22 protein-coding genes are annotated in these 17,641 nt (G+C 66.7%); 15 read left to right on the top strand and 7 right to left on the bottom strand.

From position 1 onward, the window contains the following. The first annotated feature begins 13 nt into the window (after positions 1-13). Positions 14-880 (top strand): hypothetical protein, encoded by an 867-nt coding sequence (locus QMG28_RS14050; protein WP_281842946.1) that lies wholly within the window; start codon positions 14-16, stop codon positions 878-880. 2 nt (positions 881-882) lie between these two features. Here QMG28_RS14050 and QMG28_RS14045 read toward each other — a convergent pair whose 3' ends face one another. Then, the gene (locus QMG28_RS14045) at positions 883-1,467 is read right to left on the bottom strand and encodes a HupE/UreJ family protein (protein WP_281842945.1); all 585 of its coding nucleotides are present in this window, start codon (positions 1,465-1,467) and stop codon (positions 883-885) included. 242 nt (positions 1,468-1,709) lie between these two features. On the opposite strand from QMG28_RS14045, the gene QMG28_RS14040 reads away from it, so the two are divergent. Next, on the top strand, positions 1,710-1,955 hold the full coding sequence (locus QMG28_RS14040) for a hypothetical protein (RefSeq protein WP_281842944.1): 246 nt from the start codon (positions 1,710-1,712) through the stop codon (positions 1,953-1,955). A 144-nt stretch (positions 1,956-2,099) separates the two neighbouring features. Next, positions 2,100-2,528, top strand: a complete 429-nt coding sequence (locus tag QMG28_RS14035) for an FKBP-type peptidyl-prolyl cis-trans isomerase (protein ID WP_281842943.1) — start codon at positions 2,100-2,102, stop codon at positions 2,526-2,528. Between the two features lie 82 nt (positions 2,529-2,610). Here the strand turns inward: QMG28_RS14035 and irrA are convergent, their stop codons facing one another. Continuing rightward, a complete protein-coding gene (gene irrA, locus QMG28_RS14030) occupies positions 2,611-3,036 on the bottom strand; it encodes an iron response transcriptional regulator IrrA (RefSeq protein ID WP_281842983.1) in 426 nt (141 codons plus the stop codon). Positions 3,037-3,225: 189 nt separating this feature from the next. Here irrA and fabA point away from each other — a divergent pair, with 189 nt between their 5' ends. Beyond that, positions 3,226-3,735, top strand: a complete 510-nt coding sequence (fabA, locus tag QMG28_RS14025; RefSeq protein WP_281842942.1) for a bifunctional 3-hydroxydecanoyl-ACP dehydratase/trans-2-decenoyl-ACP isomerase — start codon at positions 3,226-3,228, stop codon at positions 3,733-3,735. 18 nt (positions 3,736-3,753) lie between these two features. Here fabA and QMG28_RS14020 read toward each other — a convergent pair whose 3' ends face one another. Further along, on the bottom strand, positions 3,754-4,398 hold the full coding sequence (locus QMG28_RS14020) for a dihydrofolate reductase family protein (RefSeq protein WP_281842941.1): 645 nt from the start codon (positions 4,396-4,398) through the stop codon (positions 3,754-3,756). A gap of 205 nt (positions 4,399-4,603) precedes the next feature. On the opposite strand from QMG28_RS14020, the gene fabB reads away from it, so the two are divergent. Together fabB and QMG28_RS14010 are read left to right on the top strand one after the other, a co-directional pair. Next, positions 4,604-5,833: a beta-ketoacyl-ACP synthase I gene (gene fabB / locus QMG28_RS14015; protein ID WP_281842940.1), complete on the top strand. Its 1,230-nt coding sequence runs from the start codon at positions 4,604-4,606 to the stop codon at positions 5,831-5,833. Positions 5,834-5,838: 5 nt separating this feature from the next. Then, on the top strand, positions 5,839-6,627 hold the full coding sequence (locus QMG28_RS14010; protein WP_281842939.1) for an enoyl-ACP reductase FabI: 789 nt from the start codon (positions 5,839-5,841) through the stop codon (positions 6,625-6,627). 6 nt (positions 6,628-6,633) lie between these two features. On the opposite strand, the gene QMG28_RS14005 is transcribed toward QMG28_RS14010, so the two are convergent. Further along, on the bottom strand, positions 6,634-6,825 hold the full coding sequence (locus tag QMG28_RS14005; RefSeq protein ID WP_281842938.1) for a hypothetical protein: 192 nt from the start codon (positions 6,823-6,825) through the stop codon (positions 6,634-6,636). 215 nt (positions 6,826-7,040) lie between these two features. Here QMG28_RS14005 and QMG28_RS14000 point away from each other — a divergent pair, with 215 nt between their 5' ends. Beyond that, positions 7,041-7,835: a zinc metalloprotease gene (locus QMG28_RS14000; protein WP_281842937.1), complete on the top strand. Its 795-nt coding sequence runs from the start codon at positions 7,041-7,043 to the stop codon at positions 7,833-7,835. Between the two features lie 4 nt (positions 7,836-7,839). Here QMG28_RS14000 and hypF read toward each other — a convergent pair whose 3' ends face one another. Further along, on the bottom strand, positions 7,840-10,077 hold the full coding sequence (gene hypF, locus QMG28_RS13995) for a carbamoyltransferase HypF (protein ID WP_281842936.1): 2,238 nt from the start codon (positions 10,075-10,077) through the stop codon (positions 7,840-7,842). Positions 10,078-10,304: 227 nt separating this feature from the next. Between hypF and rpmB the strand changes: the two genes are divergently transcribed. The 6 genes from rpmB to QMG28_RS13965 all read left to right on the top strand — a co-directional run bounded on the left by rpmB (position 10,305) and on the right by QMG28_RS13965 (position 12,827). Then, complete coding sequence (gene rpmB / locus QMG28_RS13990; protein ID WP_281842935.1) at positions 10,305-10,592, top strand: 50S ribosomal protein L28; 288 nt, start codon at positions 10,305-10,307, stop codon at positions 10,590-10,592. 98 nt (positions 10,593-10,690) lie between these two features. Further along, entirely contained in the window at positions 10,691-11,032 is a 342-nt protein-coding gene (locus QMG28_RS13985; protein WP_281842934.1) for a hypothetical protein, read from the top strand. 47 nt (positions 11,033-11,079) lie between these two features. Continuing rightward, entirely contained in the window at positions 11,080-11,550 is a 471-nt protein-coding gene (locus QMG28_RS13980) for a copper chaperone PCu(A)C (protein ID WP_281842933.1), read from the top strand. A 71-nt stretch (positions 11,551-11,621) separates the two neighbouring features. Then, positions 11,622-11,855, top strand: a complete 234-nt coding sequence (locus QMG28_RS13975) for a YdeI/OmpD-associated family protein (RefSeq protein WP_281842932.1) — start codon at positions 11,622-11,624, stop codon at positions 11,853-11,855. A 54-nt stretch (positions 11,856-11,909) separates the two neighbouring features. After that, the gene (locus QMG28_RS13970) at positions 11,910-12,335 is read left to right on the top strand and encodes a hypothetical protein (protein WP_281842931.1); all 426 of its coding nucleotides are present in this window, start codon (positions 11,910-11,912) and stop codon (positions 12,333-12,335) included. Positions 12,336-12,374: 39 nt separating this feature from the next. Continuing rightward, positions 12,375-12,827 carry a low molecular weight protein-tyrosine-phosphatase gene (locus QMG28_RS13965; RefSeq protein WP_281842930.1) on the top strand — a complete coding sequence of 151 codons (453 nt, stop codon included), beginning with the start codon at positions 12,375-12,377 and terminating at the stop codon, positions 12,825-12,827. 3 nt (positions 12,828-12,830) lie between these two features. On the opposite strand, the gene QMG28_RS13960 is transcribed toward QMG28_RS13965, so the two are convergent. Beyond that, positions 12,831-13,145, bottom strand: a complete 315-nt coding sequence (locus QMG28_RS13960) for a hypothetical protein (protein WP_281842929.1) — start codon at positions 13,143-13,145, stop codon at positions 12,831-12,833. Between the two features lie 87 nt (positions 13,146-13,232). Continuing rightward, positions 13,233-14,180, bottom strand: a complete 948-nt coding sequence (locus tag QMG28_RS13955; RefSeq protein WP_281842928.1) for a 1-phosphofructokinase family hexose kinase — start codon at positions 14,178-14,180, stop codon at positions 13,233-13,235. 236 nt (positions 14,181-14,416) lie between these two features. Between QMG28_RS13955 and QMG28_RS13950 the strand changes: the two genes are divergently transcribed. After that, positions 14,417-15,619 (top strand): glycerophosphodiester phosphodiesterase family protein, encoded by a 1,203-nt coding sequence (locus QMG28_RS13950; RefSeq protein ID WP_281842927.1) that lies wholly within the window; start codon positions 14,417-14,419, stop codon positions 15,617-15,619. Positions 15,620-15,727: 108 nt separating this feature from the next. After that, positions 15,728-17,527 carry a translation elongation factor 4 gene (gene lepA / locus QMG28_RS13945; RefSeq protein ID WP_281842926.1) on the top strand — a complete coding sequence of 600 codons (1,800 nt, stop codon included), beginning with the start codon at positions 15,728-15,730 and terminating at the stop codon, positions 17,525-17,527. Positions 17,528-17,641: the final 114 nt, after the last annotated feature.

The following is a 17,641-nucleotide window of genomic DNA, read 5'->3' as shown; positions in this document are numbered from 1 at the left end:
CGATGGGGCAGGTATGCGGTATTCGTCGCTGAAGGACTTTCTCGCCAAGGGCGGCGATGCGCTCGTGAAAGGCCCCGTGGCGCTGATCATGGTCGAAGATCTCATCGAGGTCGAAAGCACGATCCGCTATCACCAGCTCGCGGGCTTCCGCGCCGTGGTGGCCTTCGCCCCGCCGGAACTCGATCTGCCCCCGGCCCTGGACGATACGATCTACCGCGTCGATTACGACATGTCCGCCGATCACGCGCTGGAACAGGCGGTGAACGCGGTGATCGACGCCGCGCCGGGGATCTGGCTCTACTACTGCTACAATGCCGAGTATCTGTTCCACCCGTTCTGCGAGACCCGCAAGATCGGCGAGATGCTCACCTTCCACACCGAGGAACGGCGCGACGCGATGCTGGTCTATGCGCTCGACATCTACGCGAGCGACCTTGAGCAAAACCCCGACGCCGTCTCGCTCGACGACACATGGATCGACAAGTCAGGCTATTACGCGCTGGGGCGGCCGGACCCGCAAACCGGCAACCCGAAGGACCGGCAGCTCGACTTTTTCGGCGGGCTGCGCTGGCGCTTCGAGGAGCACATCCCGCGCGACCGGCGCAAGATCGACCGGATCGCGCTGTTCCGCGCCAGGCCCGGCCTGCGGCTCAGGCCCGATCACACCTTCAACGACGAAGAATACAACACCTATGCCTGCCCCTGGCACAACAACCTGACGGCCGCGATCGTCAGCTTCCGCACCGCCAAGGCGCTGAAGACGAACCCCGGCTCCACCTTCGATATCCAGACCTTCAAATGGCACAATTCGGTGCCCTTCGAGTGGAACTCGCAGCAGCTCCTCGATCTGGGGCTGATGGAACCGGGGCAGTGGTTCTGAACTCAGCCGAAGGCGAGGCCGAGCCCGGCCAGCGCCGTCAGTGCGCCGAGGCCGCGCGGCAGGATCGCGCCGGTGCCGCCCAGCCGGGCGCCGAGGCGGCCAACCCAGAGGCCAAGCCCGATCCCGGCGGCATGGAGCGCCGCCGTCGCCAGCGCGAAGCCGATCCCGAAGCGCAGCGCCCCGGCGTCACCCAGCTCGCCACCATGCGCATGGCCGTGAAACAGCGCGAACAGCCCCACCAGAGCGGCGCCAACCCAGATTTCGGTGCGCACCGCCATCGCCACGACAAGGCCAAGCACCACGGTCGAGGCCAGAATCATCGGCTCGACGAAAGGCAGCGGCAGTCCGGCAATCGCGAGCACGAAGCCCAGCACCATGACCGAGACGAAGGCCGCGGGCACCGCCCAGAGCGCCCGCCCGCCGAGCTGGCTCGCCCACAGGCCGACCGCGACCATCGCAAGAATATGGTCGAGGCCGAACAGCGGATGCGAAATCCCGGCGGCAAAAGAGCCGTATTCGCCGGGCGGCAGATGCGCGAAGGCCGGCGTGGCAAACAAGGCAAGAACGAGGGGGAGAAGTCGTTTCATAGGTGGTTCCTTTCTGGGTCAACCTGATACCCCGGTCCGGGTCGTATCACCGGCCAGTATGGGGCCGGCGCCGCGCCGCAGCAAGCCCCCCATCGCCGCCCGCCAGCCGCCGCGCCCGGCGCGAAGGCCCGCGCTGCCCGACGGGCCGATAACGGGTTGGACAGATTGTCGCAGGTGAGTTAGCGTCCCATCACAAACACCGCGCAGTCAATGACGCGGGCCAAAGTCAGGGAGAATTCGCAATGACCAAGCTCGTCGCGGTCGTCAATGTTAGCGCCTGGGCGGGGTTCTGGGCCTTCGGCTTTCTTGCCCTCACCGCCGATCCGTCCGACAGCCGCAGCATCATGATCGCCGGCGCGCTGGCGGCGATGGGTGGCGGGATCGGGATGTATACCTTTCTGCGCTGCGCGCGCCATTGCGAGGCAACCGGCTATGCCCGTGCCTACAGGCGTGCCACACCGTCCGACGAGGCCGACGGCACCGCCTGAGCGCCGCCGCCGCCGGGCCTGCGGCGATCGCGCCCCGGGCCGCGGGTTTACATCGCGCGCCTCATCCCTATCTTGGGGGAAACCCCGCAAGTACCCGGATTGCCCGGCCTTGCCGAATTCACCCCTGACATAGAAAGACGACCGATGACCCAGGTCAAAGACGGCGACACCGTCCGTATTCACTACACCGGCACGCTCACCGATGGCTCGGTGTTCGACAGTTCAGACGGGCGTGATCCGCTCGAATTCACCGTTGGCTCCGGCCAGATCATCCCCGGACTCGACAAGGCGATGCCCGGCATGGCGGTTGGCGATAAGAAGCGCGTCGAGATCGGCATGATGCAGGCCTACGGACCGCGCCACGCGGACCGCGAGATCGAGGTGCCGCTCGAACAGCTCCCGCCCGACATCCCGCGCGAAGTGGGGATCACGCTGGCCATGCGCGGCGAAGACGGGCAGGAAATGCCGGTTCAGGTGGTCGATGTCACCGAGACCCATATGAAGCTCGACGCCAATCACCGCCTCGCCGGGCAAGACCTGATCTTCGATATCGAACTGGTCGCCATCGGCTGACGCCGCAGCGGCAACGCCACGCCAGAAAAAACAAGGCCGCGCTCCGGGCGCGGCCTTTTTCATCGCTGATGCCCGATGCCGGTCAGGTCCGGCGCAGGCGGATCACCACATCCACCTTGGTGATCTCGGCCCCATCCGGCGGCGCCGGCAGGTTCGACACCCGCACTTCGTGATCGGGGCTGTCATGCCCGGCATCGGCCAGCTCGCCGCTGTCTTCCCAATAGAAATGCGCGTGGTTCGAGGTGTCGGTATCGAAGTAGCTCTTCGTCCCGTTCACCGTGATCTCGCGCAGGATGCCCGCATCCGAGAACGCGCGCAGCGTGTTGTAGACCGTCGCCAGCGACACCTTTTCGCCCGAGGCGCGCACCGCGTCGAACAGGCTTTCGGCGGTGACGTGGCGATGATGCCCGTCTCCGACCAGCAGAGCGGCCAGGCAGACGCGCTGCTTCGTCGGCCGCACGCCGCCGCTTTCGAGCCACATGGCCCCTCTGCGTTTCGCTTCGATCATCGCCATGGTTCACCCCATGAATATCATGGAAACGAAATATAGGGCCAACCCCACGGGCATTTCAATTGGTTTTACGTATTTGCCCGATTTCACAGGCATTCAGGGCCGATTCCACCGGCCTTGCCAGCTTGCCGGGGCGGGTGCTAGACGGATTGGAAACCCGAACGAACGAAAGGCAGACGGAGCCACATGGCGGATTATCCCACGAGTTTTACGAAGGAAGACCTCCTCAAATGCGCCGCCGGCGAGCTGTTCGGCCCCGGCAATGCGCAGCTCCCCGCCCCGCCGATGCTGATGATGGACCGGATCACCGAGATTTCGGGCGATGGCGGCAAGCACGGCAAAGGTCACGTCGTCGCCGAATTCGATATCAATCCCGAGCTGTGGTTCTTCGAATGCCACTTTCCCGGCAACCCGATCATGCCGGGCTGCCTCGGGCTCGACGGGCTGTGGCAGCTCACCGGCTTCAACCTCGGCTGGCGCGGCTGGCAGGGCCGCGGCTACGCCCTCGGCGTGGGCGAGGTGAAGCTCACCGGCATGGTCCGCCCCGACCGCAAGATGCTGACCTACTACGTGGATTTCACCAAGGCGATCCAGACCCGCCGCCTCACCATGGGCGTGGCCAACGGCATCGTCGAGGCCGATGGCGAGGTGATCTACGAGGTGAAGGATATGAAGGTGGCGCTGAGCGAGAGCTGAGCTGCCCTGCCGGTCCCGTCACTCCTTCGCAAATACGATATGTGTCGCGGCGTCGGTCGTGGCATGCTCGCGGACGGTGAAGCCGAGGCCCGGCAGATCGACCCCCCGGAACATCGCCTCCCCCCGCCCGAGCGCCACCGGCGCGACTGCGAAATGCACCTCGTCGACCAGCCCGGCGAGCAGATACTGGCGAACGGTCGACACGCCGCCGGCGATCTTGACGTTCTTCCCGCCTGCCGCCGCGCGCGCCCGGTCGAGCGCCGCCTCGATCCCGTCCGTGACAAAATGAAAGGTCGTGCCGCCCGCCATTTCAAGCGGTGCCCGCGGATGGTGCGTGAGCACGAAGGTGGGCGCGTGATAGGGCGGCTCGTCGCCCCACCACCCTCGCCAGCTCTCGTCAGGCCAGTCGCCGCGCACCGGGCCGAACATGTTGCGGCCCATGATGAAGGCGCCGAACCCCGCCATCGACCGGACGGCGTAGTCGTTATCGACCCCCTCGGTGCCGTCATTGTGGCCCTGCATCGCGCGGAATGTCCGCGTGGGGAAGAACCATTGGAACATGTCGCCGCCGCGCTTGCCGAGCGGGTTATCGAGGCTCTGCTCCGGCCCGGCACCAAACCCGTCGAGCGACAGCGAGAAGCCCGAAACGATCACCTTGCCCATCGTCGCATCCCTCCATCCTGTAGTCTGCAGATCGTTCAAATCTACCAGAGTGGTATCGCGTTGCCATCTTTCATGGCCGGACGCCGCAAATGCCAGGCGTTCGGACGACCGCGACGCCGGCCAGCACCGGATTCACCCCCCAATCCGCTTGCCCCACCTCACCCCCATGTCCTACACACGAACGGACATAGAAATGGAGAACACCATGCGTCGCGTCGTCGTCACCGGGTTGGGCATCGTCTCTCCCATCGGGAACAACGCCGAAGAAGTGCTCGCCGCGCTGAAAGCGGGCAAGTCCGGGATCTCGTTCAATGAAGAGATGGCCGAGCGTGGCTTCCGCAGCCAGGTGGCGGGCGATCTGAAGATCGACATCAGGGAGCATGTCGACAAGCGCACGCTGCGTTTCATGGGGCCGGGCGCGGCCTATGCCTATATCTCGATGGCGCAGGCCATCGCCGATGCCGGGCTGGACGAGGCCACCGTCTCGAACGAGCGCACCGGCCTTATCGCCGGCTCCGGCGGCCCCTCGACCAGCGCGATGTTCGCCGCCCATCAATCGGTGCTCGATACCGGCGCGACCAAGCGCATCGGCCCCTTCGCCGTACCGAAATGCATGAGTTCGACGATCTCGGCCAACCTCGCCACCGCCTACAAGATCAAGGGCATCAACTACTCGATCACCTCCGCCTGCTCGACCTCGCTGCACTGCATCGGCAACGCCGCCGAGCAGATCATGATGGGCAAGCAGGATGTGATGTTTGCCGGCGGCGGCGAAGAGCTGGACTGGACCCTGTCCTGCCTGTTCGACGCGATGGGCGCGATGAGTTCGAAATTCAACGATACACCCGAGAAAGCCTCGCGCGCCTTCGACGCCGACCGCGATGGCTTCGTTATCGCCGGCGGCGGCGGGATCGTGGTGCTCGAAAGCCTTGAACACGCCCAGGCGCGCGGCGCGAAGATCTATGCCGAGGTCACCGGCTTTGCCGCCACCTCCGACGGGCACGATATGGTCGCCCCGTCCGGCGAGGGCGGCGAGCGGGCCATGCGGCTGGCGCTGAACGAGCTGCCCGAAGGCCGGCAGGTGTCCTACATCAACGCCCACGGCACCTCGACGCCGGTCGGCGATGTCGGCGAGGTTGAAGCCGTGCGCCGCGTCTTCGGCGAGGGCCAGACGCCGCCGATCAGCTCGACCAAGTCGATGACCGGCCATAGCCAGGGCGCCACCGGCGCGCAGGAGGCGATCTATTGCCTGCTGATGCTCGACAACGATTTCATCGCCCCGTCGATCAATGTCGAAACTCTCGATCCGGCCATCCACCCGGACGAGATCGCAACGGCGCTGGTCGAAAATGCGGGGCTCGACACGGTCATGACCAATTCGTTCGGCTTCGGCGGAACCAACGGGTCGATGTTGCTCAGCAAGTTCAGGGAGTAAGGCACATGGCGGATCTGTTGAAGGGCAAGCGCGCACTGGTCATGGGCGTCGCCAATGACCGCTCCATCGCCTGGGGCATCGCGAAGGCGCTGGCCGGAGAGGGCGCGGAGCTTGCCTTTTCCTATCAGGGCGACGCTTTCGGCAAACGGGTCGAGCCGCTCGCCGCCTCGCTCGGCTCGACCCTTCTCGTCGACATGGACGTGACCGACGATACCGCCCTCGATGCGGGCTTCGACGCGCTTTGGCAGAAGTGGGACCGGATCGACATTCTCATCCACGCCATCGCCTACAGCGACAAGGCCGAGCTGACCGGGCGCTTCATCGACACGAGCCGGGCGAATTTCAAGAATTCGCTCGATATCTCCTGCTATTCCTTCATCGAAGTGGCCCGCCGCACCGCACCGAAGATGACCGGGGGCGGCACGATGCTCACCCTCACCTATGGCGGTTCCAACCGGGTCACGCCGTTCTACAACGTGATGGGCGTGGCCAAGGCAGCGCTGGAGGCGAGCGTGCGCTATCTCGCCAACGATCTCGGCCCCGACGGCATCCGCGTGAATGCGATCTCGCCCGGCCCGATGAAAACGCTTGCCGGCGCGGCCATCGGCGGCGCGCGCAAGACCTACCGCCACACCGAGGAAAACGCACCGTTGCGCCACAACGCGACACTCGAATCCATCGGCGGCACCGCCGTCTACCTCGCATCCGACTGGGGCAACTGCACCACCGGCGAGATCATCACGGTCGATTCGGGCTTCCACGTGCTCGGGATGCCGCAATCGGAGAATCTCTGAGCGGGCTCAGTCGTTCCGGCCGCGCCCCATCCAGATCACGAAACCGCCGACAACGAAGAGCGACGCGGGCACCAGCAAGCCCTGCGCGATGGCTTCGGCGTTGCCGCCGCCGCGCACCACCTCGACCGCGCCGAACAGCGCGATCACGCCGACAACGATCAGCGCAGCACCAATAATATAAGCAATCACACGTCCCATACGCCGTCCCTTCCTGCCGCAAAGACAAGCACGGTTTGCGACCAAGGTCCATGCGGCCGGGCGGCGCGGCGGGCGGCGCCGGAGCGAAACAGACTATTTCCGCCTTGCGCGTTGTCACCCTGCCGCAAATTCGGCACATTCCCGCCACGGGCCGCACGCCGATCTCTCCCTCGATCATCTCTGGCGTGCGGCCCCCTGTGAACATCCGGGGGCAGATGACCTACCTTCTGCTAGCGATATTGCTGGTCGCCGCCACGGCGCATCTCGTGCGCCCCGCATTGGCGGCGACCCACCAGCTGTCGGTGAGCGTCACCGACACGCGGGTGCTGGTCGCGCTGTTCCCCGCGATCCTCTCTGTCACGCTGGTCTTCGGGCTGACCTTCGCGCTGGCGCTGATCCTCGCGCTGCTGGTCAAGGAAATGGGCCATGTTCTCGGCTACCGCCTGGCCGGACATGACGATGCGCAATTGCGGCTGCTGCCGCTGCCGGGCGGCCCCGGCATCTCGGCGCGCGCCCCGGCCAATGACGCCGCGGCACTCTTTATCCTGCTGATGGGGCCGGGCTTCGGCCTTGCCCCGATGGTGCTCGCCTTCGCCCTCGGCGCGGCGCTCCAGTCCACCGCCCCCGCTCTGGCCGATACGGCACGCAGCTATGCGCTCGCGGCTGGCGCGGTGAACTTCATCGCGCTGCTGCCGCTCTGGCCGCTGCCGGGCGGGCGGCTGCTGCAGCTTCTGATGCGCGCGCGCTTTCCGCATCTTCGCGGCCTCGTCGCAGCCGCGCTCACGGCCTTCGCCATCGGGCTTTCGCTCACCCTGCATTCGGGCTTGCTCTTTCTCGTCGGCCTGCTGACCGCGCTCGCCCTCGTGCTGCGACCGGGCGATATGCAGAGCACCCGCCCCCGGCTGAGCCGGGCGCAGGCGCGGACCGGGTTCTTCGCCTATTTCGCGTCGATCGCGGCCTATTTCATGGGCGGCTGGTGGGTGCTGCAGGTCTTCCCCGCCCTGTTCTGACGGTTCAGGCCGACCGCGCCGCCGCCACCAGCGCCTGACCGAGCGCCAACCCGCCATCGCCCGCCGGAACGCCGTGGTGCAGCAGCACCGGCACCCCCTCCAGCGCCTCAAGCAATGCCGCCAGCAGCACCGCGTTCTGCATCACCCCACCCGAAAGCGCGACCGCCTCCGCCCGGCCCGCCGCGACCAGCGCCCGCGCCTCGCCGGCAAAGGCCGCCGCCAGACCACGGTGAAACATCATCGCCGCCTCCGCAGCCGGGCGGTCACGCTCTGCGGCCCAGGCCCGCCACATCGGCGCCGGGTCGATCTCGCCACCCGCGACGGCAAAAGGCCAGCTTTGCCGCGTGCCTGACGTCGCCGCCAGCGCCTCCAGCCGCATTCCCGCCTCGCCCTCGTAGCTCATCCGCTCCGGCGCGGCGCCCAACGCAAAGGCGACGGCATCAAAAAGCCGCCCGGCGGAGGACGAGAGCGGAGCGTTCACCCCCGAAGCCACCGCCCTGCGCAGCACCTCGCGCGGCTTGTCCGGCATCAGCGCATCGGCCAGCGCGCCCAGCCCCGCCTGATCGAGCCGCATCAGCGTGTTGCGCCAGGGCTCGCGGTTTGCCGCATCGCCCCCGGCCAGGGGCGCCGGTTTCAGCCAGGCCACCCGCTCGAAGCCGCGATAGCCGCCCAGCAGCAGCTCGCCGCCCCAGATCGTGCCATCCGCGCCCAGCCCCAACCCGTCAAGCACGATCCCCGCCACCGGCCCGCCATCGAGCGGCCAGCCGTTCTCGCCCATGACCGAGGCCAGATGCGCGTGGTGATGCTGCACGCCGATCACCGGCAGGCCCATCGCCTCGCCCGCCTGCGTCGCCCGGTAGCCCGGATGCAGATCGACGGCGACCACGTCCGGATGGTGATCGAACAGCGCCCGGTAATCGGCAAGCGCCTGTTGCCACGCGCTCCACGTCTCGGCCACATCCAGCTCGCCGAGATGGTGGCCGAGCAGCGCCTGCCCGGTCTTGGTCAGACACAGCGCCGCCTTCATCTGCCCGCCCAGCGCCAGCACCTGCCCGGCAGAACCGAACCCCTCCGGCAAGGGCAGCGTGCCCGGCACCCGGCCCCGCGCCCGGCGCAGCACCACCGGCCCCGACGGCAGCACCCGCTCGACACTGTCGTCGAGCCGCCGGGCGATGGTGCGGTCATGCATCACGAACAGATCGGCGAGGCCCGCGAGCGCCCTGCGCGCCTCGTCGTTCCCCACCGCCTGCGGCGCGCCCGACATGTTGCCCGAGGTCATCACCAAAGGCCGGCCCACCGCCGCGCAGAGCAGATGGTGCAGCGGGGTGTAGGGCAGCATCCAGCCCAGCGCCGCCATCCCCGGCGCGAGCGCATCCGGCAGCGGGTCGCCCGCCTTGTCGATCAGCACGATGGGTGCGGCGGGTTCGCGCAGCAGGCTCCATTCTTCCGCATTCGGCGCGGCATGGCGGGCCAGCACCCCGGCGGCGGCCATCAGGGCAAGCGGCTTGGCCGGGCGGTGCTTGCGCGCCCTGAGCCGTTCGATGGCCGCCGCATCGGTCGCGTCGCAGGCAAGGTGAAAGCCGCCCAGCCCCTTCACCGCCACGATCTTGCCCGCCAGCAGCGCCTCCGCCGCCAGCGCCACCGCCTCGCCCTCCAGTTCGGCGCCGTCCGCCTCGGCCCAGGCGCGCGGGCCGCAATCGGGGCAAGCGATGGGCTGGGCGTGAAAGCGCCGGTCGCCCGGGTCTTCGTATTCCGCGCGGCAGGCCGGACACATCCCGAACGGCGCCATCGTGGTCTTTGGCCGGTCGTAAGGCAGCCCCTCGATGATGGTGAAGCGCGGCCCGCAATTGGTGCAATTGGTGAACGGGTAACGATAGCGCCGCGCGCCCGGATCGCGGATCTCGGCCAGGCAATCAGGGCAGGTGGCCGCATCCGGCGTTACCCGCGTCTCGGCGCCAGCGGGGCCGCTCGCGGCAATGTCGAACCCCTCGGGCGCCGGATCGGGCACGGCCCAATCGGCCAGTTCCACCGCATCCACCCGCGAAAGCGCCGGCGCCTCGTCTTCGAGCGCCGCCCGCATCGCCTCCAGCGCCGCGCGCGGCCCGGCCACCCGCACCAGCACGCCCTCGGCATCGTTCAGCACGTGGCCCACCAGCCCGGCCCGGCGCGCCAGCCCCCAGACGAAGGGCCGAAACCCCACGCCCTGCACCTGCCCACGCACCCTGATCTGCCAGCCCTGCATCACATGCTCCCTTGCCCTTTCATCTTGCTACAAATATCCCCGCCGGAGGCAAGAATCTCTGCACCGGCGCCAACCGGCGATTCCGCCCCGACTCACTTGACGCCCCGCCAAAATGCGCCTAAACGCGCGGAACGGAATTCGGGGCGCCCGGTCGCGGCGCCCATTTGTGTTGAACAGGCCAGGCCGGGGAACGCCCCGGAACCAGCCCGGAAGATGAGGAAGACCCCATGTCGCGCGTCTGCGAACTGACTGGCAAGGGCCCGATGACTGGCAACAATGTCAGCCACGCCCACAACAAAACCCGTCGCCGGTTCCTGCCGAACCTGAACGACGTGACGCTCGTGTCCGAGACCCTCGGCCGCGGCTTCAGGCTGCGCATCTCGGCCGCCGCGCTGCGCACCGTCGATCACCGGGGCGGGCTCGATGCCTTCCTCGCCAAGGCGAAAGATACCGATCTCTCGGCCAATGCGCTGAAGATCAAGAAAGAGATCGCGAAGGCCCAGGCCGCCGCCTGAGCTCTGCGCCCGACAATTTCACAACGGCCCTGCCTCACGGCGGGGCCGTTCTCGTTTGCGCTTGCCCAAGACGCGGCCGGGCGCTACCTCATTGGGCCATGCTCAAGGGCGTCGTCACATATCTCGCCATATCCGCGCTGATATTCGCGGGCCTCGTGCTTGCCGAAGCACGCGGCGCGAACCGCGATATCGGGCGCGAGATGGTCGTCTGTTCCGGCGCGGGCATGATCACCATCACCATCGGCGCCGACGGCCAGCCGGTGGAACAGGTTGAACCCTGCCCCGACGGCACCTCGATCTTCGCCGCCAGCTTTGCCTTGCCCGAATTGGCCGAACCCGCGCCGCGCCTTCTGACGATCATCCACCTTGCCGCCGCGATCGCCCCGGCGGCGCGTGAAGAACTTTCTCCCACCGCGCGCGGCCCGCCCGCACTGGCCTGATCGCACCACAATCAGACCAGACAACACGCGGACAACAGGAGAATCCCATGTCCTTCAAGAGCTTTGCCAGCTCGGCCCTCGTGGCCGCCATCTTTGCGCTCCCCGCCTTCGCCGGCCCGGAGATTTCCATCGAAGACCCCTATGCCCGCGCAGCGGGCGAAACCGCCGTGGCCGGGGCCGCCTTCCTCGTGATCCACAACATGGGCGATGAAGACGACCGCCTGATCGCCGCCGAAAGCGGCATCGCCCAGCGCGTCGAGCTGCACACCCACATCGCCGAAGGCGACGTGATGCGCATGGTCGAGGTGCCGGAAGGCTTCGAAGTGCCCGCCGGCGGGATGCACCGGCTGCAACGCGGCGGCGATCACGTCATGTTCATGGGGCTGACCGGCCCGATGGTGCAGGGCGAGACCGTCCATGTCACGCTCGTCTTCGAAAAGGCCGGGCGTGTCGAGCTCGATATTCCCGTCGACAACGAGCGCAATGACATGATGCCGATGGAAGGCATGTCGCACTGACAAACGGCGAGGCGGGGCGCACACACGCCCCGCCTTTGCCGCTCGCCGGATCTTCATGCTATGCTCATGCCATGAACCTCAGACGTGCCCTGAACCCGATGCCCGACGATATCGCCGCCCGCCTGGCGGAAACCGGGTTGCGCGCGGCCTATGAGGCCCGCCCACCCTATCAGCGCAACGACTACCTCGGCTGGATCGCCCGCGCGAAACGCTCCGAAACCCGCGAGAAGCGCCTCAACCAGATGCTCGACGAGCTTGCGGGCGGCAGGCGCTACATGAACATGGCCTGGTCTCCGCGCTCTTGACGGCTCCGCCCCTTCGGCGGCAGGCTGGATGAAAGACCTGCGAGGAGAAGCGCCATGAAGACACCCTGGCATCTTTGGCTGATCGGCGTGCTGTCGCTGCTGTGGAATCTCGGCGGCGTCTTCGACTACCTGATGTCGCAACTCAATGTCGAAAGCTACATGGGCGCGATGACGCCCGAACAGCGCGCCTATTTCGACGGCTTCCCGACCTGGGCGGTGGTGTTCTGGGCGCTCGGCGTCTGGGGCGCGCTTGCCGGGTCGGTGCTGTTGCTGCTGCGCTCGCGATATGCCGCGGCGGCCTTCGCCGTTTCGCTGATCGGCCTCCTCGTCAACACCATACACCTCTTCGCCTCGCAGGGGTCAGCGGCGGTCGATCTCATGGGCCGGGGGGCGCTGGCCTTCACCGCGCTTCTCATCGTCGTGGCGCTTGGCCTGTGGCTCTACGCCCGGGCGATGGCCCGCAGGCAGGTGCTGCGCTGAGGGCCTTGCCCCGCCCCGGCGCGCGGCTATCCTGACGCCATGACCAGCCGTATTCTCTTTGTCTGCCTTGGCAATATCTGCCGCTCGCCCAGCGCCGAGGGCATCATGCGGCATCTGTCGCAGGGGCAGAGCCTCACGCTCGACAGCGCCGGCACCTCGAACTGGCATGAAGGCGAGCCGCCCTGCCCGCAGATGGTGCGCGCCGCCGCCCGGCGGGGCTATGACATTTCCGCCCTGCGCGCGCGCCAGATGAGCCGCACCGATTTTGGCCGGTTCGATCTGATCATCGGCATGGATGGCGAGAATATCGCCGATATCGAAGCGCTGCGCCCCGCGGGCTCCGGCGTACCGGTGCGCCTGTTTACCGATTACGCGCCCGAAACCGGCATGGATCACGTGCCCGACGCCTATTACACCCGCGACTATGACGGCGCGCTGGATCTTATCGAAGCCTGCGCCGCCGGCCTGATGCGCGATCTCACCCGCACCTGAGCCTTACTGGCAGTGTTTCACCGCCGTCGCGGCAAACACCTCCCAGCGTTCCCAGAACTTTTCATCCGCCACGCGGCCCGAGGCGCGCGTTTCGTGGCTCTTATGCGGGTCGGTGAAGAATTCGGCGCCGCGTTTCTGGTAGCTCGGCGTCAGCACCGCGTCGGCCACAACCTGCAGACAGGCGCATAGCTCGCGGTTGGCGGCGGGGCGGTCGGATTTCAGGCAGGCGTTCTGGATCACGCCGCTCGCCATTGCCGGAGCCGCGCCGGACGCGGCAATCGACAGGCCCAGGCCCGCCGCGAGAAAAAGATGCTTCATGTTTTTCGCCCCAAGGCAAACCGGCGCGCCCTTCCGCGCCATCCGCCCATAGCAGACCTTCGCGATTCCATCAATTTGGCCCGATGGTCAGATTCGCGTGAGCGTGGCGGTTTTGGCCAGCTCTTCCACATCCTCGCGCCGGCACAGCTCGGTGCCATCCGTCGTCACCGCCGAAGAGGCCGCCGCCACGCCATAGCGCAGCGCCTCTTCCCAGGCCGCGCCCTGGCTCAGCGCCCAGGTGAAAACGCCGACGAAACTGTCGCCCGCCCCCACCTTCGAGCGCACCTTGACCGGCACCGTCCTGGCGTGCCAGCGGTGACCGTCTTCCACGAGAATCGAGCCCTCGCCGCCCATCGCCAGCACCACCGCTTCGGCCACGTTGCGCGCGATCAGTTCCTGCGCGAAATCCGCCACCGCGTGATGGTCTTTGAGCGGCCGCCCGGCAAGATCTTCGCTCTCGGCCCCGTCAAGCCGCAGCACATGCTGGCGGGCGGAGCCCACATTGAGCAACGCTTTCAGCGGCTTGCCGGAAGTGTCGAGGATCAGCCGGGCACTGTGATCCTGCATCTGCGCCGCAAGCTGGGTGGGAAAGTGCAGGGGCACGCCCGGCGGCTGGCTGCCCGACAGAACCACATAGCCACGTTGCGGCGTTACCCGGGCAATCGCATCGAGCGCGTCCTGCGCCTGTTCGGGCGACCAGCCCGGCCCCGGCATCACGAAGCGGTATTGCTCGCCCGTCGTCCGGTCGATCACCGCAAGCGACTGGCGGGTCTCGCCATGGGTGTGAAACACCTCGGGCACCAGCGGCTCCTGGCGCAGAATGTCGAGGAATTGCTGCCCGTGATAGCCCGAGATCGCCACGAAGGCATGGGCACGCGCGCCCATCGCGCCGATCGCGCGCGCCACGTTGATCCCGCCGCCGCCGGCTTCCAGCACCGGCGCCTCGCAGCGCAGCTTTTCCTCCGGCAGCACGCGGTCGACCGTGGTCGACATATCGAGCGCCGGGTTGAGGGTAACGGTGAGGATGTTGCTCATTGCTGACTCGTCCGTCCGAGATCGTTAGCGCGAACATTACAAGCGGCAGCCTGCGGTCACAACCGCGATCTGGCCGGGCTTGCCGCAATGCGGCGGCCAGGCCCTTTTGCCGCAGTCGAGTGCGGCGACCGGCCCGGCCCCCGGCACGATTTCACGAAGCTTTTGCCCGCCCGTCACGCCGCTGTTTCATCGCCGCGCATTGTGAGGGCCATCGCAGATTTCTCAGAGGACATCCCATGTTCACCAAACCCATCGCTCTTGCCGTCGCCGCGACACTGGCCGCCGGCGCCGCTTTCGCCGAGCCCGTCGAGCTCGGCTCGCGTCCGCTCTTCCTCGTCGACCAGATGAATGACGGCGCGTTGAAGGACAAGCTCGCCGCCTGCGCCGGGACCGAACCCAGCCCCACGCTCTTCTCCATCGGCCATCGCGGCGCGGCGCTGATGTTTGCCGAGCACACCGCCGAGAGCTACACCGCCGCCGCCCGTCAGGGTGCGGGCATCATCGAATGCGACGTGGCGTTCACCGCTGATAAGGAACTGGTCTGCCGTCATGCGCAGAACGATCTGCACACCACCACCAACATTCTCGCCACCGACCTCGCGGCGAAGTGCACCACGCCCTTCGCCCCGGCTTCGGGCGATGCGAACGCCAAGGCCGAGTGCCGCACCTCCGACATCACCCTCACCGAATTCCTGAGCCTTACCGGCAAGATGGACGCGGCCAATGCCAAGGCCACCACGGTGGACGCCTATATGGATGCCACCCCCGCCTGGCGCACCGATCTTTATGCGGCGGCCGGCGGCACGCTGCTGACCCACGCGCAATCAATCGAGCTGATCAAATCCCTCGGCGGCAAGTTCACCCCCGAGCTGAAGACCCCCGCCGAAGAGATGCCCTTCGACGGCTTCACGATGGATGCCTACGCCCAGAAGATGATCGACGAATACAAGGCCGCCGGCATCGACCCGGCCGATGTCTGGCCGCAGAGCTTTGATCTGTCGGTGGTGAAATACTGGGTCGAAAACGAGCCGGACTTCGGAGCTCAGGCGGTCTATCTCGTCGAATGGCATGACGGGTTCGACGAGCAGAACCCGGAAACCTGGAACGAGGATTTCGCCGCGCTGGTCGAGGCGGGGGTGAATTACCTCGCGCCCTCGATCAACATGATGATCACCTCGCAGAACGGCGCGGTCGCCGCCTCCGCCTATGCCAAGGCCGCGAAGGAGGCCGGGCTTACCCTGATCGGCTGGACGCTCGAACGTTCCGGCCCGCTCGCCACCGGCGGCGGCTGGTACTACCAGTCGGCGGCCGACGTGATCGACAATGACGGCTATTACCTCACCGTGCTCGACGTTCTGGCGCAGGATGTGGGCATCGCCGGCATGTTCTCCGACTGGCCGGCCACGGTGACCTACTACGCCAATTGCATGGGCCTCTGAGGCTCACGCCGCTGCGAAGGGCGGCCCCGTGGCCGCCCTTCGCCACCTGCCCGCGCGCCCATCTGTCCCCCATTGACGGATTGCGAAATCCCCCGCATATCCGGGCGCATGACAGACCTCGCTCATATCCGCAATTTCTCCATCGTGGCCCATATCGACCACGGTAAGTCCACCCTTGCCGACCGGCTGATCCAGGAGACGAAAACCGTCGCCGACCGGGACATGAAAGAGCAGCTCCTCGACTCGATGGATATCGAGCGCGAGCGGGGCATCACCATCAAGGCGCAGACCGTCCGGCTCGAATACGAGGCCGATAACGGCGAGCAATACGTGCTGAACCTGATCGACACCCCAGGCCATGTGGACTTCGCCTACGAAGTCTCGCGCTCGATGCGCGCGGTCGAGGGCTCGCTGCTGGTGGTGGACTCGACGCAAGGCGTCGAGGCGCAGACGCTGGCCAATGTCTACCAGGCCATCGACGCCGACCACGAGATCGTGCCGGTGCTCAACAAGATCGACCTGCCCGCCTCGGATTGCGAACGGGTGGCCGAGCAGATCGAAGACGTGATCGGCATCGACGCGTCCGGCGCGATCCAGGTCAGCGCCAAGACCGGCGTGGGCATCCACGAGGTGCTGGAAGCCATCGTCACCCACCTGCCCGCCCCCACCGGCACGCTCGATGCGCCGCTCAAGGCCATGCTGGTGGATAGCTGGTATGACCCTTACCTCGGCGTGGTCGTGCTGGTGCGGATCATGGACGGCAAGCTGCGCAAGGGCGACCGGATCAGGATGATGCAGACGGGCGCGATCTACCCCGTCGACCGCGTCGGCGTGTTCCGCCCCGGCATGATGCCCGTCGATGAGCTCGGCCCCGGCGAGATCGGCTTCATCACCGCCTCGATCAAGCAGGTGCGCGACACCAAGGTGGGCGACACGATCACCACCGAAAAGAAGGGCTGCGAGGCGCCGCTGCCGGGCTTCCACCCCTCGGTGCCGGTGGTGTTCTGCGGCCTCTTCCCGGTCGATTCGAACGAGTTCGAAGACCTGCGCGACGCGATCGAGAAACTGGCGCTGAACGACGCCTCTTTCAGCCACGAGATGGAAACCTCCGCCGCGCTCGGCTTCGGCTTCCGCTGCGGCTTTCTCGGCCTGCTGCACCTTGAGGTGATCCGCGACCGGCTGGAGCGCGAATACGATATCGACCTCATCACCACCGCGCCCAGCGTGGTCTACCAGATCCACATGAAGGACGGGACGCTGCGCGAGCTGCACAACCCCGCCGACATGCCCGACCCGTCGCATATCGAAACCATCGAGGAGCCGCGCATCAAGGCGACGATCCTCGTGCCCGACGATTACCTCGGCGACGTGCTCAAACTCTGCCAGGACCGGCGCGGCATCCAGCTTGACCTCACCTATGCCGGCTCGCGGGCCATGGTGGTCTACGATCTGCCGCTGAACGAGGTGGTGTTCGACTTCTACGACAGGCTGAAATCGGTCACCAAAGGCTATGCCAGCTTCGACTACCAGCTGACCGGCTACCGCGCCGACAATCTGGTGAAGATGCAGATCCTCGTGAACGAAGAGCCGGTGGACGCGCTCTCGATCATGGTCCACCGCGACCGCGCGGAAACGCGCGGCCGGGCGATGGTGGAGAAGCTGAAGGACCTGATCCCGCGCCACATGTTCAAGATCCCGATCCAGGCGGCGATCGGCGGCAAGGTGATCGCGCGGGAAACGCTTTCGGCGCTGCGCAAGGACGTGACGGCGAAATGCTATGGTGGCGACGCGACCCGGAAGAAGAAGCTGCTGGAGAAGCAGAAAGCGGGTAAGAAGAAGATGCGCCAGTTCGGGAAGGTGGATATCCCGCAGGAGGCGTTTATTTCCGCACTCAAAATGGATTCCTGATCCATTTTCAGGGTGAGTGCGCGGAAGCGAGTTTCACAGAAACTCTGCGGGCGCACCCCGGTGGGGTTGAGTGATGGGCTTGGCGTTGAAGATGGATGGGTGAGCGACCCTAGA

Source organism: Sinisalibacter aestuarii (assembly GCF_027923545.1).
Classification (GTDB): domain Bacteria; phylum Pseudomonadota; class Alphaproteobacteria; order Rhodobacterales; family Rhodobacteraceae; genus Sinisalibacter; species Sinisalibacter aestuarii.
This window is presented reverse-complemented; position numbering and strand designations above follow the sequence as displayed.